This is a genomic window from Pseudomonas sp. CNPSo 3701, assembly GCF_028674975.1.
GTDB classification, from domain to species: Bacteria; Pseudomonadota; Gammaproteobacteria; order Pseudomonadales; family Pseudomonadaceae; genus Aquipseudomonas; species Aquipseudomonas straminea.
This window is the reverse complement of the sequence record NZ_JAQZSI010000003.1, coordinates 178,395-202,662: the sequence shown is the minus strand read 5'-3', so window position 1 is coordinate 202,662 and position 24,268 is coordinate 178,395. Positions and strand designations below refer to the sequence as shown.

Here is a 24,268-nt window from a genome sequence, read left to right as displayed (position 1 = left end):
CTACATTATGACGACCCGGCTGTGGGTCGGCAATCTGCAGCGGTCGAAACACTGACAGTCATCCTCGCGGATAGTTACAATCGGGGGCCAAATCGTTACCAATCGCGAGCCACCCGTGCCTGTACTGCGTCTGCCGTCCTTGCCGGCCACCGCCGGTAAACAACACTGGGGCAACCTGCCCGGTGCCGCGCTGAGCCTGGCCATCGCCGAGGCGGCCAGCTCCGCCAAACGCTTCACACTGCTGCTTACCGCCGACAGCCAGAGCGCCGAGCGCCTGGAGCAGGAACTGAGCTTCTTCGCGCCGGAATTGCCCGTGCTGCATTTCCCGGACTGGGAAACGCTGCCCTACGACCTGTTCTCGCCGCACCAGGACATCATTTCCCAGCGCATCTCGGCGCTCTATCGCCTGCCGTCGCTGAGCCATGGCGTGCTGGTGGTGCCGATCACTACCGCCCTGCACCGCCTGCCGCCGAAGCGTTTCCTGCTGGGCAGCAGCCTGGTGCTGGACGTCGGCCAGCGCATCGATGTCGATGAGATGCGCGCGCGCCTGGAGGCGGCGGGTTATCGCTATGTCGATACCGTCTACGAACATGGCGAGTTCGCCGTGCGCGGCGCGCTGATCGACCTGTATCCCATGGGCAGCAAGCAGCCGTTCCGTATCGACCTGTTCGATGACGAGATCGAAACCCTGCGCACCTTCGACCCGGAAACCCAGCGCTCGATCGACAAGGTCGAATCGATCAAGCTGCTGCCGGCCCGCGAGTTTCCGCTGGAGAAGAAAGCCGTCACCGATTTCCGTGGGCGCTTTCGCGAACGCTTCGATGTCGACTTCCGGCGCTGCCCGATCTACCAGGATCTGTCCACCGGCATCACCCCGGCGGGCATCGAGTACTACCTGCCGCTGTTCTTCGAGGAAACCGCCACCCTCTTCGACTACCTGCCCCAGGACACCCAGGTGTTCTCGCTGCCCGGTATCGAAAAGGCCGCCGAGCAGTTCTGGACGGACGCCCGCAACCGCTACGACGAGCGCCGTGTCGACCCCGAACGCCCACTGCTGCCGCCAGCCGATATCTTCCTGCCGGTCGAGGACTGCTTCGCCCGCCTGAAGGACTGGCCGCGGGTGGTGATCAGCCCGGAAGACATCGAACCAGGCGTCGGCCGCACCCGTTTCGAGGCCAATGCGCTGCCCGACCTGGCGATCCAGGCCAAGACCAGCGAGCCGCTGGCGGCGCTGCGCCGCTTCATCGAGGAGTATCCGGGCCGCGTGCTGTTCTGCGCCGAGTCCGCCGGGCGCCGCGAGGTGCTGCTCGAACTGCTCGCCCGCCTCAAGCTCAAGCCCAAGGAAGTTGAAGGCTGGCCGCAGTTCTGCGCGAGCAAGGAGCGCCTGGGCATCACCATCGCGCCGCTCGATGAAGGTCTGCAGCTCGAAGACATCGCGCTGATCGCCGAGAGCCCGCTGTTCGGCCAGCGCATCATGCAGCGCCGCCGCCGCGAGAAGACTCGCGATGCCGGCGACAACGTGATCAAGAACCTCACCGAGCTGCGTGAAGGCGCGCCGGTGGTGCATATCGATCACGGCGTGGGCCGTTACCTGGGCCTGGTGACCATGGAATTCGACGGCCAGGCCGCCGAATTCCTTGCGCTGATGTACGCCGAGGAAGCCAAACTCTACGTACCGGTGGCCAGCCTGCACCTGATCGCCCGCTACACCGGCAGCGACGACGCCCTGGCGCCATTGCACCGACTGGGCTCGGAAACCTGGCAGAAGGCCAAGCGCAAGGCTGCCGAGCAGGTACGCGACGTGGCCGCCGAGCTGCTCGACATCTACGCACGCCGCGCCGCCCGAGAAGGCTATGCGTTCCGCGATCCAAAGGCCGATTACGAAACCTTCAGCGCCGGCTTCCCGTTCGAGGAAACGCCGGACCAGCAGAGCGCCATCGAGGCGGTGCGCGAAGACATGCTCGCCGCCAAGCCGATGGATCGCCTGGTGTGCGGCGACGTCGGCTTCGGCAAGACCGAAGTGGCCATGCGCGCGGCGTTCATCGCCGTGCACGGCGGCCGCCAAGTGGCGATTCTGGTGCCCACCACCCTGCTCGCCCAGCAGCACTACAACAGCTTCCGCGACCGCTTCGCCGACTGGCCGGTGACCGTCGAGGTGATGAGCCGCTTCAAGAGCGCCAAGGAAGTCAGCGCCGCCATCGAGCAGCTCGCCGAAGGCAAGATCGACATCATCATCGGCACCCACAAGCTCTTGCAGGACGACGTCAAGATCAAGAACCTCGGCCTGGTGATCATCGACGAGGAACACCGTTTCGGCGTGCGCCAGAAGGAAGCCCTCAAGGCCCTGCGCAGCGAGGTGGACATTCTCACCCTGACCGCCACGCCGATCCCGCGCACCCTCAACATGGCGGTGTCGGGCATGCGCGACCTGTCGATCATCGCCACGCCGCCGGCGCGGCGCCTGTCGGTACGCACCTTCGTCATGGAGCAGAACAAGCCGACCATCAAGGAAGCCTTGCTGCGTGAGCTGCTGCGCGGCGGCCAGGTGTATTACCTGCACAACGACGTGAAGACCATCGAGAAATGCGCGGCGGATCTGGCCGAGCTGGTGCCCGAGGCACGCATCGGCATCGGCCACGGGCAGATGAACGAGCGCGAGCTGGAACAAGTGATGGGCGACTTCTATCACAAGCGCTTCAACGTGCTGATCGCCTCGACCATCATCGAGACCGGCATCGACGTGCCGAGCGCCAACACCATCATCATCGAGCGCGCCGACAAGTTCGGCCTGGCCCAGCTGCACCAGTTGCGCGGTCGCGTCGGCCGTAGCCACCACCAGGCCTACGCCTACCTGCTGACCCCGCCACGCAAGCAGATGACCGACGATGCGCAAAAGCGCCTGGAGGCCATTGCCAACGCCCAGGACCTGGGCGCCGGCTTCGTGCTCGCCACCCACGATCTGGAAATCCGCGGCGCCGGCGAGTTGCTCGGCGACGGCCAGAGCGGGCAGATTCAGGCGGTCGGTTTCACCCTGTACATGGAAATGCTCGAACGTGCGGTCAAGTCGATCCGCAAGGGTGAGCAGCCGAATCTCGACCAGCCCCTGGGCGGCGGGCCGGAAATCAACCTGCGGGTGCCGGCGCTGATCCCCGAGGACTACCTGCCGGACGTGCACGCCCGCCTGATCCTCTACAAGCGCATCGCCAACGCCACCGACGAGGACGGCCTCAAGGAACTGCAGGTGGAGATGATCGATCGCTTCGGCCTGCTGCCCGAGCCGACCAAAAACCTGGTGCGCATCACGCTGCTCAAGCTGCAAGCCGAGCGGCTCGGCATCAAGAAGATCGATGCGGGCCCGCAGGGCGGACGCATCGAATTCGCGGCGGAAACACCGGTCGATCCGCTGACGCTGATCAAGCTGATCCAGAGCGCGCCGAACCGCTACAAGTTCGAGGGCGCCACGCTGTTCCGCTTCTCGGTACCGATGGAGCGCGCCGAGGAACGCTTCAATACTCTGGAAGCGCTGCTGGAGCGGCTGCTGGCGACGGTAAAGAGCTGAAAACGATCAGGGCCGCATAAGCGGCCCTGATCGTTTGTGGTTGAGCTAAAGCAGGCACAGCCGAAGTAATACGCTGTGGGAGCGGGCGGGGACGCCTAGGCCATGCCCGCGAAAGAGTCACGGGCATGGCCCATTCCCACAGGTATTGGGTGGCCGCCAAATTGCAGCAAACTGAATAAAGCCCCTTCCCTCACTCCACCAACTGCGCAGCCCGTAGCGCGGAAAGCGCCTGCGCCCAGCGCGGATCCTGGCGATAGTCTACGCCCGGAAAGGCCCGCCGACGCATGCGTGCAAGCCCCTTGGGTGCAACGACATTGAGACGCTGCGCGGCCGACAGGGCCAGCTCCGCGGCCGCCCGGTCGTTGCATACAAGGCCCATGTCGCAGCCGGCAGTCAGCGCCGCCTCGATACGACTGGCCGCATCGCCGACGACGTGAGCGCCGGCCATCGACAGGTCGTCGCTGAAGATCACCCCGTCGAAACCCAGCTCACCGCGCAGGATGTCCTGCAGCCAGCGACGCGAAAAGCCGGCCGGCTGATCATCGACCTGCGGATAGATGACGTGGGCCGGCATCACAGCAGCCAGATCGCGACTCAGCGCGGCGAACGGGCGCAGATCGTTCTGGCGGATTTCCTCCAGGCTGCGCTCATCGGTAGGAATCGCCACGTGGGAGTCGGCCTCGGCCCAGCCATGGCCAGGGAAATGCTTGCCTGTAGCGGCCATGCCCGCCTCTGCCATGCCGCGGATAAAGGCACCGGCTAGTTGCGTGGCACGCTCGGCATCGCCCTCGAAGGCGCGATGGCCAACCACCGCGCTGCGCGCGTGGTCCAGATCCAGTACCGGGGCAAAGCTCAGATCGAGCCCCACCGCCAACACTTCGGTGGCCATCAACCAGCCGCACTGGCGGGCCAGTTGCTCAGCGTCGGCGCAACCGGCAATAGCCCGCATGGCCGGCAGCTTCACAAAGCCCTGTCGCAAGCGCTGCACGCGACCGCCTTCCTGGTCCACCGCCAGCAGCAGATCGGGACGAATCGCCCGGATGGATTCGCACAGCTCACGCACCTGGCGCTGGTTCTCGATATTGCGGGCAAAGATGATCAGGCCGCCCACCTCGGGCTGGCGCAGCAACTGGCGATCCTCGGCGGTCAGGCAGGTACCGGCGATGTCCACCATCAGGGAGCCATAAAGGGGAGTCGTCACAACGCGTATTCCTTGAATAAAAGCTTCACGCCCATGGGACATTGGTGCCGGTCAGAGTTCCGGGCCGTGGGCGGTTATCTCGAAGGACGCTAGCTTAGGGGCAGCCAGGAGCCGTAGGCAAGCGATGCCCCCGACTCAAGGCTTGATGATGGGCGGGCTTTTGTGGCGAGGAATGAGCTGCGCAGAGGCGAGGCGCGGATCGGTCACGCCACTCTCCGAGCGCATGCCGGCGGCCAGGAACGGCACCATCAGGCGCATCACCTGCTCGATGGAGGTGTCCACGCCAAAGTCGCTTTCGGCCATGGCTCGCAACGCCTTGATGCCGGACATGCTGAACGCCGCCGCCCCGAGCATGAAGTGCACGCGCCAGAACAGCTCCAGCGGCGGAATACCAGGAGCGGCCTCATGGACCAGGAACATGTAGCGGCGGAACACCTTGCCGTAAACCTCTTCGAGGTATTTACGCAGGTGCCCCTGGCTCTGGCTGAATGCCAGGCCCAGCAAACGCATGAAGATCGACAGATCGTTGCCACTGCGCGGCTTGACCGCCAGGGCCTGCTCGACCAGAAGCTCGAGCAGCTCTTCAAGGCTGAAGGTGACGCCCGGCTTGCTCTGGCGCTTGTCCAGCTCACGCTCCAGGCTAGTGCAGAATGGCCCGAGAAAACGCGAGAACACCGCCTGGATCAGGGCCTTCTTAGAGCCGAAGTGATAATTGACGGCGGCAAGGTTGACCCCAGCCTTGCTGGTAATCAGGCGCAGCGACGTTTCGGCAAAGCCCTTCTCCGCGAACAACTGCTCCGCAGCGTCGAGAATGCGTTCAACGGTTTCCGATTGCGCCATGACATCCACCAGACAAACAAGTGTTTGAAACATACGTTTCAGCGCATGCCACTGTCAAGCCGCGCAAGGCGTATTCTGGATGCTCAGTCATCATTTGGCGATAGCGTCGCACGCAACCCGGCTCCCGGTGCGCTATGCCGACAACCGATCATCCGCTGCTTGCCGATAAATCCAGGCGGTACGCATCAAGCGATTGCCAAGCACGCCTTACTGTATATAATCCCAGTCACTGTATAAAAAGCCAGAGCGCCTCACATGATCAAGCTGACGCCCCGCCAAGGTGAAATTCTCGCCTTCATCAAGCAGTGCCTGGAAGACAATGGCTATCCCCCGACCCGCGCGGAAATCGCGCAAGCCCTGGGCTTCAAATCGCCCAACGCCGCCGAGGAACACCTCAAGGCCCTGGCACGCAAGGGCGCCATTGAAATGACTCCAGGCGCCTCGCGCGGCATTCGCATTCCGGGCTTCGAGCCCAATCAGCAGGAGGAGGAAGACGGCCTGCCGGTCATTGGCCGCGTCGCCGCCGGCGCGCCAATCCTGGCGCAGCAGCATATAGAGGAAGCCTGCCGAATCAACCCGGACTTCTTCCGCCCCAAAGCCGATTACCTGCTGCGCGTGCGCGGCATGAGCATGAAGGATATCGGCATCATCGATGGCGACCTGCTGGCAGTGCACACCACCAGCGAGGCGCGTAACGGCCAGGTGGTCGTAGCACGTATCGACGATGAAGTGACGGTCAAGCGCTTCAAGCGTGAAGGCAACACCGTGTGGCTGCTGGCGGAAAACCCGGAGTTCGCCCCGATCAAGGTGAATCTGGAAGAGCAGGATCTGGTCATTGAAGGTTTAAGTGTCGGCGTCATCCGCCGCTAATTGGAGGCGTCATGCAGTTCCCCCAGTCGTTGAGCCGTAACCAGCTGCCCCTGTTCGATGCCTTTCTGGCCTCGACCCTCGCAGCCGTAGAAGAACCGGCAAGCCAGGAAACCACCTTCAGCGAAGTGTCGCTGCGTGGTGCAGCCGGCCATTGTCTGACGCTACTGGCGCCCATGCTGCGGGAACTGAGCGAAAAGGATGACGAACGCTGGCTGACCCTGATCGCCCCGCCCGCCAGCCTGACCCAGAACTGGCTACGCGAGGCCGGCCTGAACCGCGAACGTATCCTGCTGCTGCAGCCGCGCCGCAACCAGAGCGCGCTGCAGCTGGCCGAGGAAGCGCTGAAGCTTGGCCGCAGCCACACCGTGGTGAGCTGGCTGCATCCCCTGCCCTCGCACGCCCGCCAGCAACTGGAAACAGCGGCACGTACCGGCAAAGCGCAGAGCCTGAATATCAGCCTGGGTTGAAATCTGGCGGCGTAACGATCGACTAGATAAACAAAAGGCCAGCACATCTGCTGGCCTTTTGTTTATCTGGGCTCGCTCAGGCCAATGCCTATCAATGAAGTACGCGCGGCTGTTCGTCTTCTTCGTGCTCGAAATCGCCTTCGGCCATTCGACCTGCCATCTGCACACCGACGTTGAGCATCGCCTTAGCGACTTCCACGTGCTGGCCCTGCAGGAAGGCCTTGGCATCTTCCGAGAAATCCAGCACCACCAGCGCTTCCTCATCGTCAGCTCGACGCAGGGCAATACGCCCATCGGGCAGTTCGACGATCTCAAGGAAGGATGTAGGCATGACTCGGATTCTCCACGAAGGGCAGCACCTCAAGGAGGCGTGCCGCAAAAGGCCGTACAGTGTAACAGCCAGTCCACCCGATGGCTTGGCGAAAAAACCGCCAGATGCCGAACGGACTTTCAATCAGCGACAGGCGGTGCTCACCACTCGCTCAGGCCTTCACGAAATCGCTGGGCAAGGGCTTTGAGTTCCTGCCGCCAGTTTTCCAGGGTTTCACGCGCCAGCGGTGGCGTCTGCTCATCGACGCTCACCGCCTGGATCAACGCCGAAGCGCCGGGCTCGCCTTTCGGCTCACGTGGAGGGCGCGGCGGCTTGAACAGCTCGGCGTGTGCGGCCAGCAACTGCCCCAGCCAAGCGTCACGATTTGCCGCCAGCTCGACCAGCTCAGCCAGCTCGGGGCTCGGCGCGCCATCGAGGTTCTGCCGGTCCAGCAGCACCTCAGCACGCGCGGCGCTGCTGTTGGGCAAGCGATAAAAACCGGCGATCTCATGGCACAGCCCGAGCAGCGCGCCGTACAGATGAAACAGCGTGGCTTCGCGCTCGGCCTGCACCAATGCCTGAGCATTCATCGCCCGGCCTTCCTCAGCCTTGCGCCAGGATTCCAGAGACAGCCCGGCATAGAAGATCTTCTGATTGGTGCGGGTATACAGCTCGCCAGCCATTTGCATTCTCCAGATGGCGCCGGGCGCACGCCGCGAGGGTGCACCCGGTATGGATCAACGCTTGTCTTCGACCTTCCACTTTCCGCCGTCGAAGAACGCCTTCCAGCCGGTGGGCTTGCCATCGACTTCGGTCTGCACGTACTGCTCCTTGGTCTTGCGGCTGTAGCGGATGACCGCAGCACGGCCTTCCGGATCCTTGGCAGGTGCATCGAACAGGAAGTGGTACTTCGGATCGATTTCGTCCTTATGCGGCAACAGCTCGAGCACCAGCGGTGCACGGGTTTCGCGGTTCTTCGGGAACTGGCTGGCAGCCAGGAACAGCCCCGAGGCGCCGTCGCGCAGCACGTAGGTATCGTCGACCTTCTCGCACTTGAGCTCCGGCATCTTCACCGCGTCCATCTTGGGTGGCGCAGGCTCGCCGTTGCGCAGCAGTTTGCGGGTGTTCTTGCACTCACTGTTGGTGCAGCCGAAGAACTTACCGAAGCGACCGGTCTTGAGCTGCATCTGGCTGCCGCACTTGTCGCACTCCAGGCTCGGGCCTTCGTAACCCTTGATGCGGAACTGGCCCTGCTCGATTTCGTAACCCGCGCAATCCGGGTTATTGCCGCAGATATGCAGCTTGCGGGTTTCATCCAACAGGTAGGCGTCCATCGCCGTGGCGCAGATCGGGCAGCGATGCTTGCCCAGCAGCACGCGCGATTCGGATTCTCCTTCGTCATCGGCAGCGATCTCGTCGCCCGGCACCAGGTTGATGGTCGCCTTGCAGCGCTCTTTCGGCGGCAGGGCGTAGCCCGAGCAGCCGAGGAACACGCCGGTGGACGCGGTACGAATCATCATCGGCCGGCCACATTCGCGGCACGGAATGTCGGTCAGGGTCGGCGTGTTGGCACGCATGCCCTTGTCGCCGTCGGCCGCTACTTCGAGCTTTTTCTTGAAGTCGCCGTAGAACTCGTCGAGCAGGTGCTTCCACTCGCGCTCGCCCTGGGCGACGTCATCGAGGTTCTCTTCCATGCCAGCGGTGAAGCCGTAGTCCATCAGATCCGAAAAGCTCTCGCTCAGGCGCTCGGTGACGATATCGCCCATCTTCTCCGAGTAGAAGCGGCGGTTGTGCAGCGCCACATAGCCGCGGTCCTGAATGGTAGAAATGATCGCCGCATAGGTCGACGGGCGGCCGATGCCGCGCTTTTCCATTTCCTTGACCAGGCTGGCTTCCGAATAGCGCGCCGGCGGCTTGGTGAAGTGCTGGCTAGGATCGAGCTTGATCAGCTTGAGCGACTCGCTTTCCTTCATTTCCGGCAGCACGGCGTCGTCGCCCGGCTTGCTCAGCTGCGGCTGGGCACGGGTGTAACCGTCGAACTTGAGGATGCGGCCCTTGGCACGCAGCTCGAACTGCGCGGCGTTGACGGTCACGGTGGTCGACAGGTACTCGGCCGGGGGCATCTGGCAGGCCACGAACTGGCGCCAGATCAGCTCGTACAGACGCTCGGCATCACGTTCCATGCCCGACAGCTGGGTCGGACGCAGGTTGACGTCAGAAGGGCGAATCGCTTCGTGCGCCTCCTGGGCGCCTTCCTTACTCGAGTAGAAGTTGGGCTTCTCCGGCAGGTATTTCTTGCCGTACTCCTTGTCGATGAAGCCGCGCACCATCTCGATGGCGTCGGCCGACAGGTTGGTGGAGTCGGTACGCATATAGGTGATGTAGCCGGCCTCGTAGAGACGCTGAGCCATCATCATGGTCTTCTTCACCCCGAAGCCCAGGCGCGTGCTGGCGGCCTGCTGCAGGGTGGACGTGATGAACGGCGCAGTCGGCTTGCTGCTGGTCGGCTTGTCCTCGCGCTTGGCGACGCTGTAGCTCGACGCCTTGAGGGTCGCCAGCGCGGCCATGGCCTGGGCTTCGTTGAGTGGTTTGAAGGCGGCGCCGTTCTCACGAACCACTTCGAAGCGCACCTGGGCATCCTTGGCGGTACCCAGATCGGCGTGCACTTCCCAGTATTCCTCGGGCACGAAGGCACGGATTTCCTTCTCGCGCTCGACCACCAGCTTCACGGCTACCGACTGCACGCGGCCGGCCGACAGGCCACGGGCGATCTTCGCCCACAGCAGCGGCGAAACCATGTAGCCCACCACGCGATCCAGGAAGCGGCGCGCCTGCTGGGCGTTGACACGGTTGATGTCCAGCTCACCCGGGGCGGAGAACGCCTCCTGGATGGCCTTCTTGGTGATCTCGTTGAACACCACGCGCTTGTAGCGGCTGTCATCGCCACCGATGGATTCGCGCAGGTGCCAGGCGATGGCCTCCCCCTCTCTATCCAAGTCGGTCGCGAGATAGATGGTGTCGGCTTCCTTGGCCAAGCGGCGCAGTTCCTCGACCACCTTCTCCTTGCCAGGCAGGATTTCGTATTTGGCTTTCCAGCCGTGCTCCGGGTCGACGCCCATGCGCGCGAACAGCTGGCGTTTGGCCTTTTCCTTCGGCGACAGCGCCGGCGCTTCGCCTGCTGCTGCCTTGCCGCGCTTGGCAGGTTCCTTGGTAGCCGCCCCGCCGCTGGTGGGCAGGTCGCGGATATGGCCGATGCTCGACTTCACCACGTACTGGCTGCCCAGGTACTTGTTGATTGTCTTGGCCTTGGCCGGGGATTCCACGATGACCAGCGATTTACCCATGGATTGGAAAATTCCTGAAATTCGGTAAGTGAAGGCGACAGACGCCTGAAAACACTGTTGGGCGTATCGAGTCGACGCTTATCACGTCGACGATGAAGGCGCCCACTCGATAGAGCGAACGCAAAGAGCGTGGTGCTACCGCGGGTCAGAGTGGTGCTTTTGCACGCATCCAACTGCCCTGCGTTCAGCTTTGGCCCCGCTATATATAGTGGCGGTCAAGGCAAGGTCAAGGGCGAGCGCTTTTCGCGGTGCCCTCAGGGGCGACTGAAAAGGCTCGCTTCGGCCTCGACCAAAGCAAAGCGCGGAACCTGCTCGCCGTCCAGCTCCACCTGGCTGGTGAACATCGACAGCGGTCGTACCCACAAGCCGTATTCGCCATACAGCGCCTGGTAGACCACGACTTCCTCTTCCGTCTCCGAATGCCTGGCCACACCCAGCACGCGGTACTCGGGACCTTTGTAATGACGGTAGAGACCGGGTTGCAGCGACATCATTCAATTTCCTGGAAAGTTTTTCGTCCGATACAAAGGAACGACCTCGACAATTGCCCGACGGCTCGCCCTGCTTGGCCTCCACGATTGGCGGAGCACCAAAAAACAAAAACCGGGGCAGAAGCCCCGGTTGTGCAACCTGTACAGCGGACTCGAAGAACTGCCGCGCTACCTTATATAGCGCAGCAGCCCTGGCGAATCGTCAGATGCGCTCGAACACCGTGGTAATGCCCTGGCCGAGGCCGACGCACATGGTCGCCACGCCGAAGGTACCGTTGTTCTGCTTCATCACGTTCAGCAGGGTACCGGAGATACGCGCCCCGGAACAACCGAACGGGTGACCCAGCGCAATGGCGCCACCATGCAGGTTGACCTTCTCTTCCATCTTGTCGAGCAGCTTGAGGTCCTTGAGCACAGGCAGGGCCTGGGCCGCGAAGGCTTCGTTGAGCTCGACGAAGTCGATGTCGTCGATGGTCAGACCGGCGCGCCTGAGCGCTTTCTGGGTAGACGGCACCGGGCCGTAGCCCATGATCGCCGGGTCGACACCGGCCACGGCCATGGCGCGAACCACGGCCATCGGCTCAATACCCAGATCCTGAGCACGCTGGGCGCTCATGACGATCATGCAGGACGCACCATCGGTGATCTGCGAGGAAGTACCCGCAGTGACGGTGCCGCCCTTGGGATTGAACGCCGGCTTGAGGTTGGCCAGGCTTTCCAGGGTAGTTTCCGGGCGAATGGTTTCGTCGTAGTCGAAGACCTTGAGGAAGCCGTTCTCGTCATAGCCCTGCATCGGGATGATCTCGTCCTTGAACTTGCCTTCCACCGTGGCTTTGTGGGCCAACTGGTGGGAGCGCACGCCAAACTTGTCCTGGGCCTCGCGGCTGATGTTGTGCATCTTGCCCAGCATCTCGGCGGTCAGGCCCATCATGCCGGACGCCTTGGCGGCGTACAGCGACAGGTGTGGGTTCGGGTCGACGCCATGCATCATGCCGACGTGGCCCATGTGCTCGACGCCGCCGACCACGAACACATCGCCGTTACCGGTCTGGATCGCCTGCACGGCTGTGTGCAGCGCGCTCATCGACGAGCCGCACAGGCGGCTGACGGTCTGCCCGGCACTGGTGTGCGGGATCTGAGTCATCAGCGAGGCCATGCGCGCGATGTTCCAGCCCTGCTCGAGGGTCTGGTTGACGCAACCCCAGATGACGTCTTCGACTTCCTTGGGGTCAACCTTGCTGTTGCGTTCCAGCAGTTTGCTGATCAGTTGCGCCGACATGGTCTCGGCACGGGTATTACGGTGCATGCCGCCCTTGGAACGACCCATCGGGGTCCGGCCGAAGTCGACGATGACTGCATCTCTTGGATTCAGGCTCATAAATTCACTCTCGCTCCAATCGTTGCGCGATTAACCGAAGAAGGTCTGGCCGTTTTTGGCCATTTCACGCAGTTTCTCGGTCGGCTTGTACAGCGCGCCCAGATCGGCGTACTTGTCGGCCAGGGCCACGAATTCGGCAACCCCGACGCTGTCGATGTAACGCAGCGCACCGCCACGGAAGGGTGGGAAACCGATGCCGTAGACCAGGCCCATGTCGGCCTCGGCGGCGGTCTCGACGATACCGTCTTCCAGGCAGCGCACGGTTTCCAGGCACAGCGGGATCATCATGATGTTGACGATGTCCTCGTCGCTCAGCTCACGCTGCTCCTTGACGATCGACTTGAGCAGCTCGTAGGCCTCCGGATCGCTGACCTTTTTCGGCTTGCCGCGTTTGTCGGTCTCGTAGGCATAGAAGCCCTTGCCGTTCTTCTGACCCAGGCGGTTGGCGTCGTACATCACGTCGACTGCAGTACGGCCATCTACGGCCATGCGATCCGGGAAGCCTTCGGCCATCACGTCACGGCCGTGGTGGCCGGTGTCGATGCCGACCACATCGGACAGGTAAGCCGGGCCCATGGGCCAGCCGAACTTCTCCATGACCTTGTCGATACGTGCGAAGTCGACGCCGAAGCTCAGCAGCGTGGCGAAACCGCCGAAGTACGGGAACAGGATGCGGTTGACCAGAAAGCCCGGGCAGTCGTTGACCACGATCGGGTTCTTGCCCATCTTCTTGGCGTACGCCACGGTGGTGGCCACCGCCTCTTCACTGGACTTCTCGCCACGGATGACTTCGACCAGCGGCATCATGTGCACCGGGTTGAAGAAGTGCATGCCGACGAAGTTTTCAGGGTGCTTGAGGGCCTTGGCCAACAGGCTGATGGAGATGGTCGAAGTGTTGGACGCCAGGATGGTGCCCTCCTTGACCGCGCCTTCGACCTCGGCCAGCACGGCCTGCTTGACCTTGGGGTTCTCGACCACGGCTTCGACGACAATGTCGACGTGGCCAAAGTCGCCGTAGGACATGGTCGGGCGAATGGCGCTCAGCGATTCGGCCATCTTCGCGGTGGTCATGCGGCCTTTCTCGACGCGCTTGGCCAGCAGCTTGGAAGCCTCGCCCAAGCCCATCTTGATGCCTTCCTCACGGATATCCTTCATCAGGATTGGCGTGCCCTTGGAGGCCGACTGGTAGGCGATGCCGCCACCCATGATGCCGGCGCCGAGCACGGCGGCCAAATTCACGTCTTTGGCGATGGTGTCATGAGCCTTGGCCTTTTTCTTGAGCTCCTGATCATTGAGGAACAGGCCGATCAGGCTCTTGGCGACAGAGGTCTTGGCCAGCTTGGCGAAACCGGCGGCTTCGACTTCAAGCGCCTTGTCACGGCCGAAGTTGGCGGCCTTCTGGATGGTCTTGATTGCTTCGACCGGCGCCGGGTAGTTCGGACCAGCCTGGCCGGCCACGAAACCCTTGGCGGTTTCGAAGGCCATCATCTGCTCGATGGCGTTGAGCTTGAGCTTCTCGAGCTTGGGCTGACGCTTGGCCTTGTAGTCGAGCTCGCCAGAGATGGCGCGCTTGATCAGGTCCAGGGCAGCGGCCTGCAGCTTGTCGGCGGCGACCACGGCGTCGACCGCGCCGACCTTGAGGGCTTCTTCGGCACGGTTTTCCTTACCGGAGGCGATCCACTCGACCGCGTTGTCGGTACCGATCAGGCGCGGCAGACGTACGGTGCCGCCAAAGCCTGGGTAGATGCCCAGTTTGACTTCCGGCAGGCCGATCTTGGCACCTTCGGCCATGACCCGGTAATCGGCAGCCAGGCACATTTCCAGACCGCCACCCAGGGCGATGCCATTGATAGCGACTACGGTGGGCACGTTCAGGTCTTCGAAATCGCTGAAGATCTTGTTGGCTTCCAGACCACTGGAAACCAGCTGCTCTTCGGGCAGCTTGAAGTTGTCGACGAACTCGGTGATGTCGGCGCCGACGATGAACACGTCCTTGCCGCTGCTGACGATAACGCCCTTGATCGAGGCATCGGCCTTGATCGCATCGACGCTCTGGCGCAGCTCGCTCAGGGTCAGACGATTGAACTTGTTGACGGACTCACCCTTGAGGTCGAACTTGAGTTCGACGATGCCGCTTTCAAGAGCCTTAACCGTGATGGCTTTACCTTCGTAAATCATCAACTGATCTCCACGCTAAGGGAATCTGAACAGTACACACCGGAGCCAACCGGCCAATTCACGCTACGAACAACGTAGACGAAAAAGGCTACCCACCGATGCGATAGTCGGACTGGATTGGGCATTTGCGAAGAGGCAAACACTCAATTCATACGCCCGTTTGATTTGGGTGAGCACACCTTCAGGCAAAAGCCTGCGATTGTCAATTGGCGTTATGTAGCCGCATACAGCTGGCACTACGTAGACCATACAGTCAGTTTGGGGGCAGACGAAAAGCCGATCAGTCGCGTCGATAATCCATCATTCGAGGGGCGTGGATCGCCCCTGCGCAAGCGCTAGCCAAAACCCGCGACCGCGGGTAGAGTCGCGCCCATTCGGCTGCCACCGAAGCCAAAAACAACAAGAACGACACGATGACACCGAGGTATCCGCATGCCAGCCCAATTGCGTGCCTTCTCTCTGCATACCCTCCTGGTCGGCGCCCTGGCGCTGCACGCTTCCACCCTCTTCGCCAGCACCGCCGACGACTTCCAGCATCTGCAGGACTTCCACCTGGCTACCCAGAAAAGCCTGGCAGACTTCTACATGTACAACAGCATGGAAGGCGACCAGCGTTACGCGAAGATGATCGAGGCGTCGCGCCAACAGGCCCGCGACGAGCTAGGCAAGCTGATCGGCCTGCAGGACGTGGGCGCCGCGCGCCTGCAGACGCAACTGCAGGAACAGTGGCAGCGTTACGATACCGAGCTGAAGAGCCTGATGAACGTCATGCAGAAGCAGGGTTACACGGACCTGCAGCCGGTGGCGGACATGGCGACGCGCAACCGCCAGGTACTGGAAACCGCCCAGGCGCTTTACGAGGCGCTGCATCGTATGGATGGCAGCGCCATCAGCACGCAGATGGCTGCCACCCGCGAACTCAGCGTGTTGATGCAGAGCATCGCAGTGAATTACGCGGCGCGCAGCGCTTCGGTGGGCGCGAGCTTCTCGGGTGACAGCAGCGAGCGGCCTATCGAAGAACTGGTAAACGACTTTTCTGCACGTCTAAGCGCACTGCGCAACCAGCAGACCAACAGTGCGACGATCAATACCACGCTCGACGGCGTGGCGACCAAGTGGCGTTACATCGAAGGTTCGCTGCGCAATTACAACGAAAAGAGCGTGCCATTTCTGGTCAACAAGTACTCGGACAGCATCATCCGCAGCCTGGCGGATGTCGACGCGCTCTACGCGCAGTCAGGCAGCCAGTCGTGACCCTGCGCTGCGTGCAGACATGCGACTCAGGCGCGGGATTTGAGAAAGGCGGCGATCGCCGTCAGGGAATCGGGCTGAGCGCGCTCGCCCCAGCACAACGCGATCATCTGCGGTGTGGCTTCGGCCTTGTAAACATCGGCCGGCAAGCTGGCGAGCTGCTCGGCCAGCGCCGCATCGGCGCAGGGCTCCTGCCACTTGTTCAGCCAGTGACCCTGCTCGCGTTGCCAATAGCACCAGCTGTCCTGGCGCCCGCGGGGCCGCGGATGGTGGTACTGCGGGCACGGATTGGGCGGTGTCTTGCCCAGCCAGTACGGCCACTCCTCGCGGGCCAGCTGCATCGCCAAACCGAGGCGACGGGCCTGCAGGCGTACGTCCATCTGGCCACGCTGACGCCGCGACGGCACCAGCCAGACCAGCGGACTAAGGGCTAAAACCAGCAGGGCCAGAACGATCCATCCCGTCATAATTTCTATCTCGACTGCGCAACCTGTGGTAAATGCTCAAACCAGCCATACTTGAAATCACTGGTCACCCTTGTAAGGAGACAACCCCATGTCCTACCAGCACATTCTGGTCGCCGTCGATCTGACCGAGGAGTGCGACCCGGTAATGAAGCGCGCCCAGGCGCTGGCCAGCAGCACTCAGGCCAAGCTGTCCGTGGTGCATATCGTCGAACCGATGGCCATGGCCTTCGGCGGTGACGTACCGATGGACCTGTCGATGCTGCAACAGCAGCAGTTTGAACAGGCCAAGGAGCGTCTCGACGCCTTTGCCATCAAATACCCGCAGCTCAGCGCCGAAAGCCGCCACCTGGCCTACGGGCAGCCGCGCCAGGAGATTCACCGCCTGGCCGCCGAACAGCACTGCGACCTGATCATCGTCGGCAGCCACGGCCGCCATGGCCTGGCCCTGCTGCTGGGGTCCACCGCCAACGACGTGCTGCATGGCGCACCGTGCGACGTACTGGCCGTCAGTCTCAAGAAACCTTCGGCCTGATCAGCCCTGACGAACGACGCCGGGTACCCGCCCGGCGTCGTCGTATTCGATCATCCCGGCGCGGCGCCCTCACCTGTTAGCCTTCCAGCTCAGCCCAACGCTCGACCAGGCGATCCAGTTCTTCCTGTTGAGCCTGTAGTTGCGCCAGCACGGCGGCGGTCTGCTCGGCCGGCTGCTGGTAGAAGGCCGGATCGGCGATCTTGGCCTCCAGCGCGGCAATTGCCTGCTCGGCGGCATCGATCATCTCGGGCATGGCGTCCAGCTCACGCTGGTGCTTGTAGCTGAGCTTCTTCTTGGCCGCTGGTGCAGCCGCGGCAGCCTCGGCGACCGGTGCTTCGGCCACCGGCGTTTCGACGATGGCCGAACCCAGTTCGGCCTTGCCCGACTTACTCTCACCCACACCGAGCAAGCGCGGTGAGCCGCCCTGACGCAGCCAGTCCTGATAACCGCCAACGTACTCGCGGACCTTGCCTTCACCTTCGAAGACCAGGGTGCTGGTCACCACGTTGTCGAGGAAGGCCCGGTCGTGGCTGACCATCAGCACGGTGCCCTTGAAGTTGGAGAGCACCTCTTCGAGCAGCTCCAGAGTTTCCACGTCCAGATCGTTGGTCGGCTCGTCGAGCACCAGCAGGTTGGCCGGTTTGCTGAACAGTTTGGCCAGCAGCAGGCGCGCGCGCTCACCACCGGACAGCGCCTTGACTGGCGTACGGGCACGCTGCGGGCTGAACAGGAAGTCGCCCAGGTAGCTCAGCACGTGACGGTTCTGGCCGTCGATCTCGATGAAATCGCGGCCTTCGGAAATATTGTCGATGACGGTCTTTTCCACATCGAGCTGGTGACGCAACTGGTCGAAGTAGGCCACCTCGATCTTGGTACCCTGCTCCACCTTGCCGGCGGTCGGCTTCAGGCCGTCGAGCATCAGTTTGAGCAGCGTGGTCTTGCCGGTGCCGTTAGCGCCGAGCAGGCCGATGCGGTCGCCGCGCTGCAGCACCATGGAAAAATCCTTGATCAGCAGTGGGCCGCCCGGATGGGCGAAGCTGACGTTTTCCAGCACCATCACCTGCTTGCCGGACTTGTCCGCCACATCCAGCTGAATATTGGCCTTGCCGGTGCGCTCACGGCGCTCACTGCGTTCGACGCGCAATGCCTTGAGGGCACGCACGCGGCCTTCGTTACGGGTACGGCGGGCTTTGATGCCCTGACGGATCCACACTTCTTCCTGGGCCAGTTTCTTGTCGAACAGCGCGTTGGCGGTTTCTTCCGCGGCCAGCGCGGCCTCCTTGTGCACCAGGAAACTGGCGTAATCACCGTTCCAGTCAATCAGGCCGCCGCGGTCCAGTTCCAGAATGCGCGTGGCCAGGCTTTGCAGGAAGGCCCGGTCGTGGGTGATGAACAGCACGGCGCCCTGGAAGTCCTTGATAGCCTCTTCGAGCCAGGCGATGGCGCCGATATCCAGGTGGTTGGTGGGCTCGTCGAGCAGTAGCAGATCCGGCTCGCTGACCAGCGCCTGGGCCAGCAGCACGCGCCGGCGCCAGCCACCGGAGAGCTCGGCCAGGGTCTTGTCGGCCGGCAGCTGCAGGCGGCTCAGGGTGCTGTCGACCAGTTGCTGCAGGCGCCAGCCGTCCTTCGCTTCCAGCTCCTGCTGCACGTGCATGAGCTTGTTGAGGTCGTCTTCGGTCACGCAGTTCTGCGCCAGGTGATGGTACTGAGCGAGCAGTTCACCCACGCCGTCGAGGCCCTGAGCGACCACGTCGAATACCGTACGGCCATCGGCGACCGGCAGCTCCTGGGGCAGTTCGCCGATCTTCAGGCCCGGCGCGCGCCAGATGGCACCGTCGTCGGGTTTCTGCTGGTCGTTGACCAGCTTGAGCATGCTCGACTTGCCGGTGCCGTTACGGCCGATGATGCACACCCGCTCGCCGCGGGCGATCTGCCAAGACACCTTGTCCAGCAGCGGCATGGCGCCAAAGGCCAGGGAAACATCGGTGAACTTGAGCAGGGTCATCAGGGTTGCCTCGACAATACGAAAGTGGTGGGCGAAAGCCTGGACGCGCTGCAAAGGCTCGCCGCTGCCGACCACGAAACTGATCCGGCTGGCGTACGCCAGCCAAAAACGGGCGCGTATTCTAACCGAGAAGGTCGACGCCGTCTTTGAGCCTCCGTGCCGATCATCGACGTGACATAAACAGACATGCGCCAGCTACCGGCGGCCCTTTCGCGGCGGGCAGGCAAAAGGCTAAGCTAGCGACCGTTGCCGCCCGCCGCGCCTGACGATGCCCGCATCGCCGTGGCACACACCGGCAACCGCCCCCAGGGCCTGTCAGGCGACCAGCATCGGTCCGGTCGCGCCCGCTCACGAATGACCCCGGAAGTGCCATGCGCTGTCGTTTGCCCAGTCTGTTGTCCTGCCTGCTCCTTTGCGCCGCCATCTCCCCGCTCAGCCAGGCCGCGAGCCTGCAACAGCAGCGCCAGTACTACGACGAGGCCAAGGCGGCGCTCGCCAAGGGCGACAAGGGACCTTACGAACGCTACGCCAGCGCCCTGCGCGACTATCCGCTGACGCCTTACCTGGCCTATGACGAGCTGACCGCGCGCCTGAAGTGGGCAAGCAACCAGGAAATCGAAGCCTTTCTCGCCGCCCACGGCGACCTGCCCCAGGCCAGCTGGATGAAATTGCGCTGGTTGCGCTGGCTCGCCGAGCGCGGCGAATGGCAGACCTTCGCCAAGTACTACGACCCGGAGTTCAACTTCACCGAACTGGACTGCCTCAATGGCCAGCGCCAGCTTGCCCAGGGCCAGACTGCCGAAGGCTACGCCACCGCCGAGAAGCTCTGGCTGGTCGGCAAATCCCAGCCCGAAGCCTGTGACCGCCTGTTCGACCGCTGGGCCGCCGAAGGCCAACTGACCGAACAGCGCCGCTGGCAGCGCGCCAAGCTGGCCGCCGAAGCGCGCAACTATAGCCTGGCGACCTTCCTGAGCAAGGACCTGCCGACTCTGAGCAACCACGGCAAACTGCTCGTAGAAGTCGCCCAGAAGCCGCAGATGCTGACCCAGACCGCCCGCTTCACCCCGGCTGACGACGCCATGGGCGACGTTGTCAGCCTTGGCCTGCGGCGCCTCGCTCGCCAGGATCCGGAGCAGGCCCTGAGCCTGCTTGAAGGTTACTCGCAGCGCATGCGCTTCTCTGACCAGGAAAAGGTCGCCATCGCCAACGAGATCGGCCTGACCCTGGCGCGCCGTTTCGACCCGCGCGCCCTCGACGTGATGGCCAAGTACGATCCCAACCTGCGTGACGATACCGTCAGCGAATGGCGCGCCCGCCTGCTGCTGCGCCTGGGCCGCTGGGACGAAGCCTACAAACTGATCAGCCGCATGCCACCGTCCCTGGCCACCACCAACCGCTGGCGCTACTGGCAGGCGCGCAGCCTGCAATTGGCGCAACCCAACAGCAAGGCTGCCCAGCCGCTGTTCCACGAGCTGGCCAAGGAGCGCGACTTCTACGGTTTCATGGCGGCCGATCAGGTCAAGGAACCCTATTTCCTGAAGAACGCGCCGCTGCAGCTGAGCCCTGCCGTGATCAAGAAAGTACGCAATGCCCCCGGCATCCGACGTGCCATGGAATTCCACGACCGCGGCAAGGTAGTCGAAGGCCGCCGCGAGTGGTACCACGCCAGCCGCCACTTCGATCGTGACGAACTGGTCGCCCAGGCGCGGCTGGCCTATGACATGCAGTGGTACTTCCCGGCAATCCGCACCATCAGCCAGGCGAAATACTGGGACGACCTGGATATCCGCTTCCCCATGGCACATCGCGATTCGCTGACCAGCGAGGCCAAGAAACGTGGCCTGCATTCAAGCTGGGTTTTCGCCATCACCCGCCAGGAAAGTGGCTTCATGGCCGATGCCAAGTCTCACGTCGGCGCCATGGGTCTGATGCAGGTGATGCCGGCCACCGCCAAGGAGACCGCACGCAAGTTCGGCATCCCCCTGAGCAACCCGAACAATGCGCTGCTGCCCAGCGTCAACATCCAGCTGGGCGCCGCCTATCTGAGCCAGATCTACGGCCAGTTCAACGGCAACCGGGTGCTGGCCTCGGCCGCCTATAACGCAGGCCCGGGCCGTGTGCGCCAGTGGCTGCGCGGCGCCGATCACTTGTCCTATGACGTGTGGGTGGAGAACATCCCCTTCAACGAGACCCGCCAGTACGTTCAGAACGTGCTGTCCTACGCGGTGATCTACGGCGACAAGCTCAACGCGCCCCAGCCGCTGGTGGGCTGGCACGAGCGTTACTTCGACCAATAAGGCAGCAGCAAGCTTCAAGCCACAAGTAATCACCACTCGCGTGTGGCTTGTGGCTTATTCCAGCACCTCGACCTGCATGCCGAGGTGCAGCTTGCCGTTACCGTGGTTGATCAGGTTCTGCCCGAACAGGATGCCGTCCTCGCCCTGGCGGTAGCTGCGCAGGGTGGTCAAGGGCTCGCGGTCGGCGCTGCGCTCGCCGGTCTGAGGGTCGATGGTGGTGATCACGCAGCGCGAGCAGCGTTTGGCCAAGGTGAACTCGGCTCCACCAATGCGGATACGCTTCCAGGTGTCCTCGGCGTATGGCTCGGCGCCCTGCACCACTAGGTTGGGTCGAAAGCGCAGCATCTCCAGCGGACGACCAACACGCGCCACCAGATCGTCCAGCGACGCCTGGCCGATCAGCAGCAGCGGGAAGCCGTCGGCGAAACCCACCTTCTCGTCACCGTTGACATTGCCTTCAATAAAACGCGCTCGCTCGGCAGGCACGTGCACCAGGCGACAGCCCTTGCCCATGAACGCACTGCCCCAGGCGGCGGCTTCGTCACCGGCGTCCGGCACGCGCAGGGTATCGCGCCAGATGATCACGCCACGCAGCGCCTGGTCGGGATCCGGCAACGCTACTTCCAGTGTGGGCATGCCCGGCGCGTTCAGTGTCAGCCCGCCAGACAGGTTCCAGCGCGCCTGCAACTGGCTCATCTGGGGAAAGGTACGCTGGGTCATGAACCGCCCGGTTTCCGCGTCCGCGAACATCCAGCGGCGATCGCCGGCGACGCCCAGATCATCGAGCTGCAGGCTTGGCAGGGATTCACCCATGGCGGATTTGAGGGGAAAGCGGTACAGCGCGGAGAGGTGCATGGCTCGGCGTCCTGACTTGAGCGAAACGGCGGTTATACGCAAACCGCCGTTGGGGCTCAACCGGCCAGCTAACGCCTGGAACCTATTCATGATCTAGCGAGCTAGAGCGATACAAGGCAAAAACAGCCGAGGACGCGGAGTTTACGAGTTGTAAATGAGCAGTCCGAGGCTGTTTTTAACGCAGTAGCGCCGACGCGCAGCAGATCAGGAACAGGTTCTACTCGTCCAGGGCAAGACGCTGACGAATCACATCCACCAGTTTGTCCGGCTGGAACTTGGAAAGGAAGTTGTCGCAACCGACCTTCTTGACCATGGCATCGTTGAAGCTGCCGGACAACGAGGTGTGTAGCACCACATAGAGGTCGCGCAGGCGCGGATCCTGGCGAATCTCGGTGGTCAGCCGATAGCCGTCCATTTCAGGCATTTCAGCGTCGGTGAACATCATCAGCAGCTTGTCGGTGATCACCTCGCCCGCATCGGCCCAGGCTTTGAGCATCCTCAAGCCTTTCAGCCCATCGGTGGCGACATGCAGCTTGATGCCCAGTTGAGTCAGGGTGTCGCGCAGCTGCGCCAGAGCAACACTGGAGTCGTCGACCAGCAGCACCTCCCGGCCACGAGCTTTTTCCAGCAGAGGATCGGCCAGGCGGTCACCGGAAATGCGCGTGTCGTAGGGCACGATCTCGGCCAGCACCTTTTCCACGTCGATAATCTCGACAAGCTGGTCATCGACCTTGGTAATGGCTGTCAGGTAATGCTGACGCCCCGCCCCGCCGGGCGGCGGGAGGATGGATTCCCAGTTGAGATTGAGAATGCGGTCGACGCCGCCGACCAGGAACGCCTGAATCGAGCGGTTGTACTCAGTAACGATGATGGTGCTGCGCTCATCTGGAACGATCGGGCGCATGCCGATGGCCTGGGACAGGTCGATGACCGGCAGCGTCTGGCCACGCAGGTGGATCACCCCACAGACGAACCGATGCCGGTGAGGCATAAGGGTCAGCTTGGGCATGTGCAGCACTTCCTGCACCTTGAACACGTTGATGGCGAACATCTGCCGGCCCGCCAGACGGAACATCAGGATTTCCAGGCGGTTCTCGCCTACCAACTGCGTCCGTTGATCAACGGTGTCGAGAATACCGGCCATTATTCGCTCCTGTGAGGCGTGGTGTTCGTATGAAGCTATCGGCCAGTCGTGCAATTACTGTAGGCGGCATGGCGCAACGCCATCTTGCACCAGCGCGCGGCGGCGCACCAGCAATACCCGCTGATCAGTCGTGCAGCAACGGCGAGCCTGCCGGCAAATGCAGCCGCAACGCCTGAGGCCTTGCAGCGAAGCGTAGACGATGCCCGCCACGGGGCTCACCATCGAGGTTAAGATCCAGGCCCTCGGGGGCGTCGATTTCCAGCCAGGGCACGCGCGCACTGATCGACACCCCCTCAATGCCCTTCAAGCCGCCGGACAGCAGCGTGCCAAGAGTTCCGACCACATCGGAGGCGGCCGGCACGATGCACACGTCCAGCAAGCCGTCGTTCACAAGGGCATGGGGGCACAGCACATGCCCGCCGCCTGCCTGGCGACCGTTGCCGATGCCGAGGGCGAGGAACTCGCCCTCCCAGGCAAAATCCGGTCCCTTGAAGCGGCCAAAGGCCGAGCGCACCTCGGCGAAGCGGGTCAGGCCGGTAAGCATATAGGCCGCACCACCCAGGAAGCGTTTGAGGTCTTCCGAGGTATTGGCCGTGATGTTGGAGCCAAAGCCGCCGGTGGCCATATTGAGAAACAGCTCGCCGTCGACCTCACCCAGGTCGATCGGCTGCGCCGGGGTGTCGAGCAGGGCCAGGGCCTCGCCAGGCGTCAGCGGAATGCCGGCGGCATGGGCGAAATCGTTGGCGGTGCCCAGCGGCAGCAATACCAGGCTGGTATCGGTCTCGGCCTTGGCCATCGCTTCGGCGACATCGCGCAGCGTGCCGTCCCCGCCGCCGGCGATCAGCGTCGGATAGCCCGACTGCAGCGCTTCGGCGACCAGGCGCTGAGCGTCGCCCGCCTCCCAGGTCAGCCGCACGGCCAGGTCCCAGCCCTTCTCACGCTGGCTGTTGACCGCCGCGCGCACCTCTTCGTTGAGGGCCTGCTTGCCATGAAGGATCAACAGGGCTTTACGCTCTTGCATAAGGGCTCCGATACAGAAAAGAAGTCTGTGCTGCCTAATGCAGACAGCGTGCGGCGGG

The 24,268-nt window shown here is 62.9% G+C and carries 19 protein-coding genes; 6 read left to right on the top strand and 13 right to left on the bottom strand.

From position 1 onward, the window contains the following. The first annotated feature begins 115 nt into the window (after positions 1-115). On the top strand, positions 116-3,559 hold the full coding sequence (gene mfd / locus PVA39_RS10120; protein WP_274123958.1) for a transcription-repair coupling factor: 3,444 nt from the start codon (positions 116-118) through the stop codon (positions 3,557-3,559). A gap of 190 nt (positions 3,560-3,749) precedes the next feature. Here mfd and nagZ read toward each other — a convergent pair whose 3' ends face one another. Then, the gene (gene nagZ / locus PVA39_RS10115; RefSeq protein WP_274123957.1) at positions 3,750-4,802 is read right to left on the bottom strand and encodes a beta-N-acetylhexosaminidase; all 1,053 of its coding nucleotides are present in this window, start codon (positions 4,800-4,802) and stop codon (positions 3,750-3,752) included. A 93-nt stretch (positions 4,803-4,895) separates the two neighbouring features. Continuing rightward, positions 4,896-5,600 carry a TetR/AcrR family transcriptional regulator gene (locus PVA39_RS10110; RefSeq protein WP_274123956.1) on the bottom strand — a complete coding sequence of 235 codons (705 nt, stop codon included), beginning with the start codon at positions 5,598-5,600 and terminating at the stop codon, positions 4,896-4,898. Positions 5,601-5,855: 255 nt separating this feature from the next. On the opposite strand from PVA39_RS10110, the gene lexA reads away from it, so the two are divergent. Continuing rightward, entirely contained in the window at positions 5,856-6,470 is a 615-nt protein-coding gene (gene lexA / locus PVA39_RS10105) for a transcriptional repressor LexA (protein WP_013792002.1), read from the top strand. 11 nt (positions 6,471-6,481) lie between these two features. Next, positions 6,482-6,937 (top strand): SOS-induced cell division inhibitor SulA, encoded by a 456-nt coding sequence (gene sulA / locus PVA39_RS10100; RefSeq protein ID WP_093501802.1) that lies wholly within the window; start codon positions 6,482-6,484, stop codon positions 6,935-6,937. Between the two features lie 91 nt (positions 6,938-7,028). Here sulA and PVA39_RS10095 read toward each other — a convergent pair whose 3' ends face one another. The 6 genes from PVA39_RS10095 to fadB form a co-directional block, all read right to left on the bottom strand. Further along, on the bottom strand, positions 7,029-7,268 hold the full coding sequence (locus PVA39_RS10095; protein WP_027910358.1) for a hypothetical protein: 240 nt from the start codon (positions 7,266-7,268) through the stop codon (positions 7,029-7,031). 140 nt (positions 7,269-7,408) lie between these two features. After that, positions 7,409-7,930: a DUF6586 family protein gene (locus PVA39_RS10090; RefSeq protein ID WP_274123955.1), complete on the bottom strand. Its 522-nt coding sequence runs from the start codon at positions 7,928-7,930 to the stop codon at positions 7,409-7,411. Positions 7,931-7,984: 54 nt separating this feature from the next. Continuing rightward, a complete protein-coding gene (topA, locus tag PVA39_RS10085; protein WP_274123954.1) occupies positions 7,985-10,591 on the bottom strand; it encodes a type I DNA topoisomerase in 2,607 nt (868 codons plus the stop codon). A 254-nt stretch (positions 10,592-10,845) separates the two neighbouring features. Next, entirely contained in the window at positions 10,846-11,082 is a 237-nt protein-coding gene (locus tag PVA39_RS10080; RefSeq protein WP_093502516.1) for a DUF1653 domain-containing protein, read from the bottom strand. A 202-nt stretch (positions 11,083-11,284) separates the two neighbouring features. After that, positions 11,285-12,460: an acetyl-CoA C-acyltransferase FadA gene (gene fadA / locus PVA39_RS10075; RefSeq protein WP_274123953.1), complete on the bottom strand. Its 1,176-nt coding sequence runs from the start codon at positions 12,458-12,460 to the stop codon at positions 11,285-11,287. A gap of 30 nt (positions 12,461-12,490) precedes the next feature. Next, entirely contained in the window at positions 12,491-14,638 is a 2,148-nt protein-coding gene (gene fadB, locus PVA39_RS10070; RefSeq protein WP_274123952.1) for a fatty acid oxidation complex subunit alpha FadB, read from the bottom strand. Positions 14,639-15,070: 432 nt separating this feature from the next. On the opposite strand from fadB, the gene PVA39_RS10065 reads away from it, so the two are divergent. Beyond that, positions 15,071-15,892 (top strand): hypothetical protein, encoded by an 822-nt coding sequence (locus PVA39_RS10065; RefSeq protein WP_274123951.1) that lies wholly within the window; start codon positions 15,071-15,073, stop codon positions 15,890-15,892. A gap of 26 nt (positions 15,893-15,918) precedes the next feature. Here the strand turns inward: PVA39_RS10065 and PVA39_RS10060 are convergent, their stop codons facing one another. Continuing rightward, positions 15,919-16,356 carry a hypothetical protein gene (locus PVA39_RS10060; RefSeq protein WP_274123950.1) on the bottom strand — a complete coding sequence of 146 codons (438 nt, stop codon included), beginning with the start codon at positions 16,354-16,356 and terminating at the stop codon, positions 15,919-15,921. Positions 16,357-16,444: 88 nt separating this feature from the next. Between PVA39_RS10060 and PVA39_RS10055 the strand changes: the two genes are divergently transcribed. Continuing rightward, positions 16,445-16,888, top strand: a complete 444-nt coding sequence (locus PVA39_RS10055; protein WP_147175252.1) for a universal stress protein — start codon at positions 16,445-16,447, stop codon at positions 16,886-16,888. Between the two features lie 76 nt (positions 16,889-16,964). Here PVA39_RS10055 and PVA39_RS10050 read toward each other — a convergent pair whose 3' ends face one another. Beyond that, positions 16,965-18,893 (bottom strand): ATP-binding cassette domain-containing protein, encoded by a 1,929-nt coding sequence (locus tag PVA39_RS10050; protein ID WP_274123949.1) that lies wholly within the window; start codon positions 18,891-18,893, stop codon positions 16,965-16,967. 371 nt (positions 18,894-19,264) lie between these two features. Between PVA39_RS10050 and PVA39_RS10045 the strand changes: the two genes are divergently transcribed. After that, positions 19,265-21,190, top strand: a complete 1,926-nt coding sequence (locus tag PVA39_RS10045; RefSeq protein WP_274123948.1) for a transglycosylase SLT domain-containing protein — start codon at positions 19,265-19,267, stop codon at positions 21,188-21,190. 54 nt (positions 21,191-21,244) lie between these two features. Here the strand turns inward: PVA39_RS10045 and PVA39_RS10040 are convergent, their stop codons facing one another. The 3 genes from PVA39_RS10040 to yegS all read right to left on the bottom strand — a co-directional run bounded on the left by PVA39_RS10040 (position 21,245) and on the right by yegS (position 24,210). After that, on the bottom strand, positions 21,245-22,045 hold the full coding sequence (locus PVA39_RS10040; protein ID WP_274123947.1) for an MOSC domain-containing protein: 801 nt from the start codon (positions 22,043-22,045) through the stop codon (positions 21,245-21,247). A gap of 217 nt (positions 22,046-22,262) precedes the next feature. Further along, on the bottom strand, positions 22,263-23,189 hold the full coding sequence (locus PVA39_RS10035) for a chemotaxis protein CheV (RefSeq protein ID WP_274123946.1): 927 nt from the start codon (positions 23,187-23,189) through the stop codon (positions 22,263-22,265). 124 nt (positions 23,190-23,313) lie between these two features. Beyond that, positions 23,314-24,210 (bottom strand): lipid kinase YegS, encoded by an 897-nt coding sequence (gene yegS / locus PVA39_RS10030; protein WP_274123945.1) that lies wholly within the window; start codon positions 24,208-24,210, stop codon positions 23,314-23,316. Between the last annotated feature and the right edge of the window lie 58 nt (positions 24,211-24,268).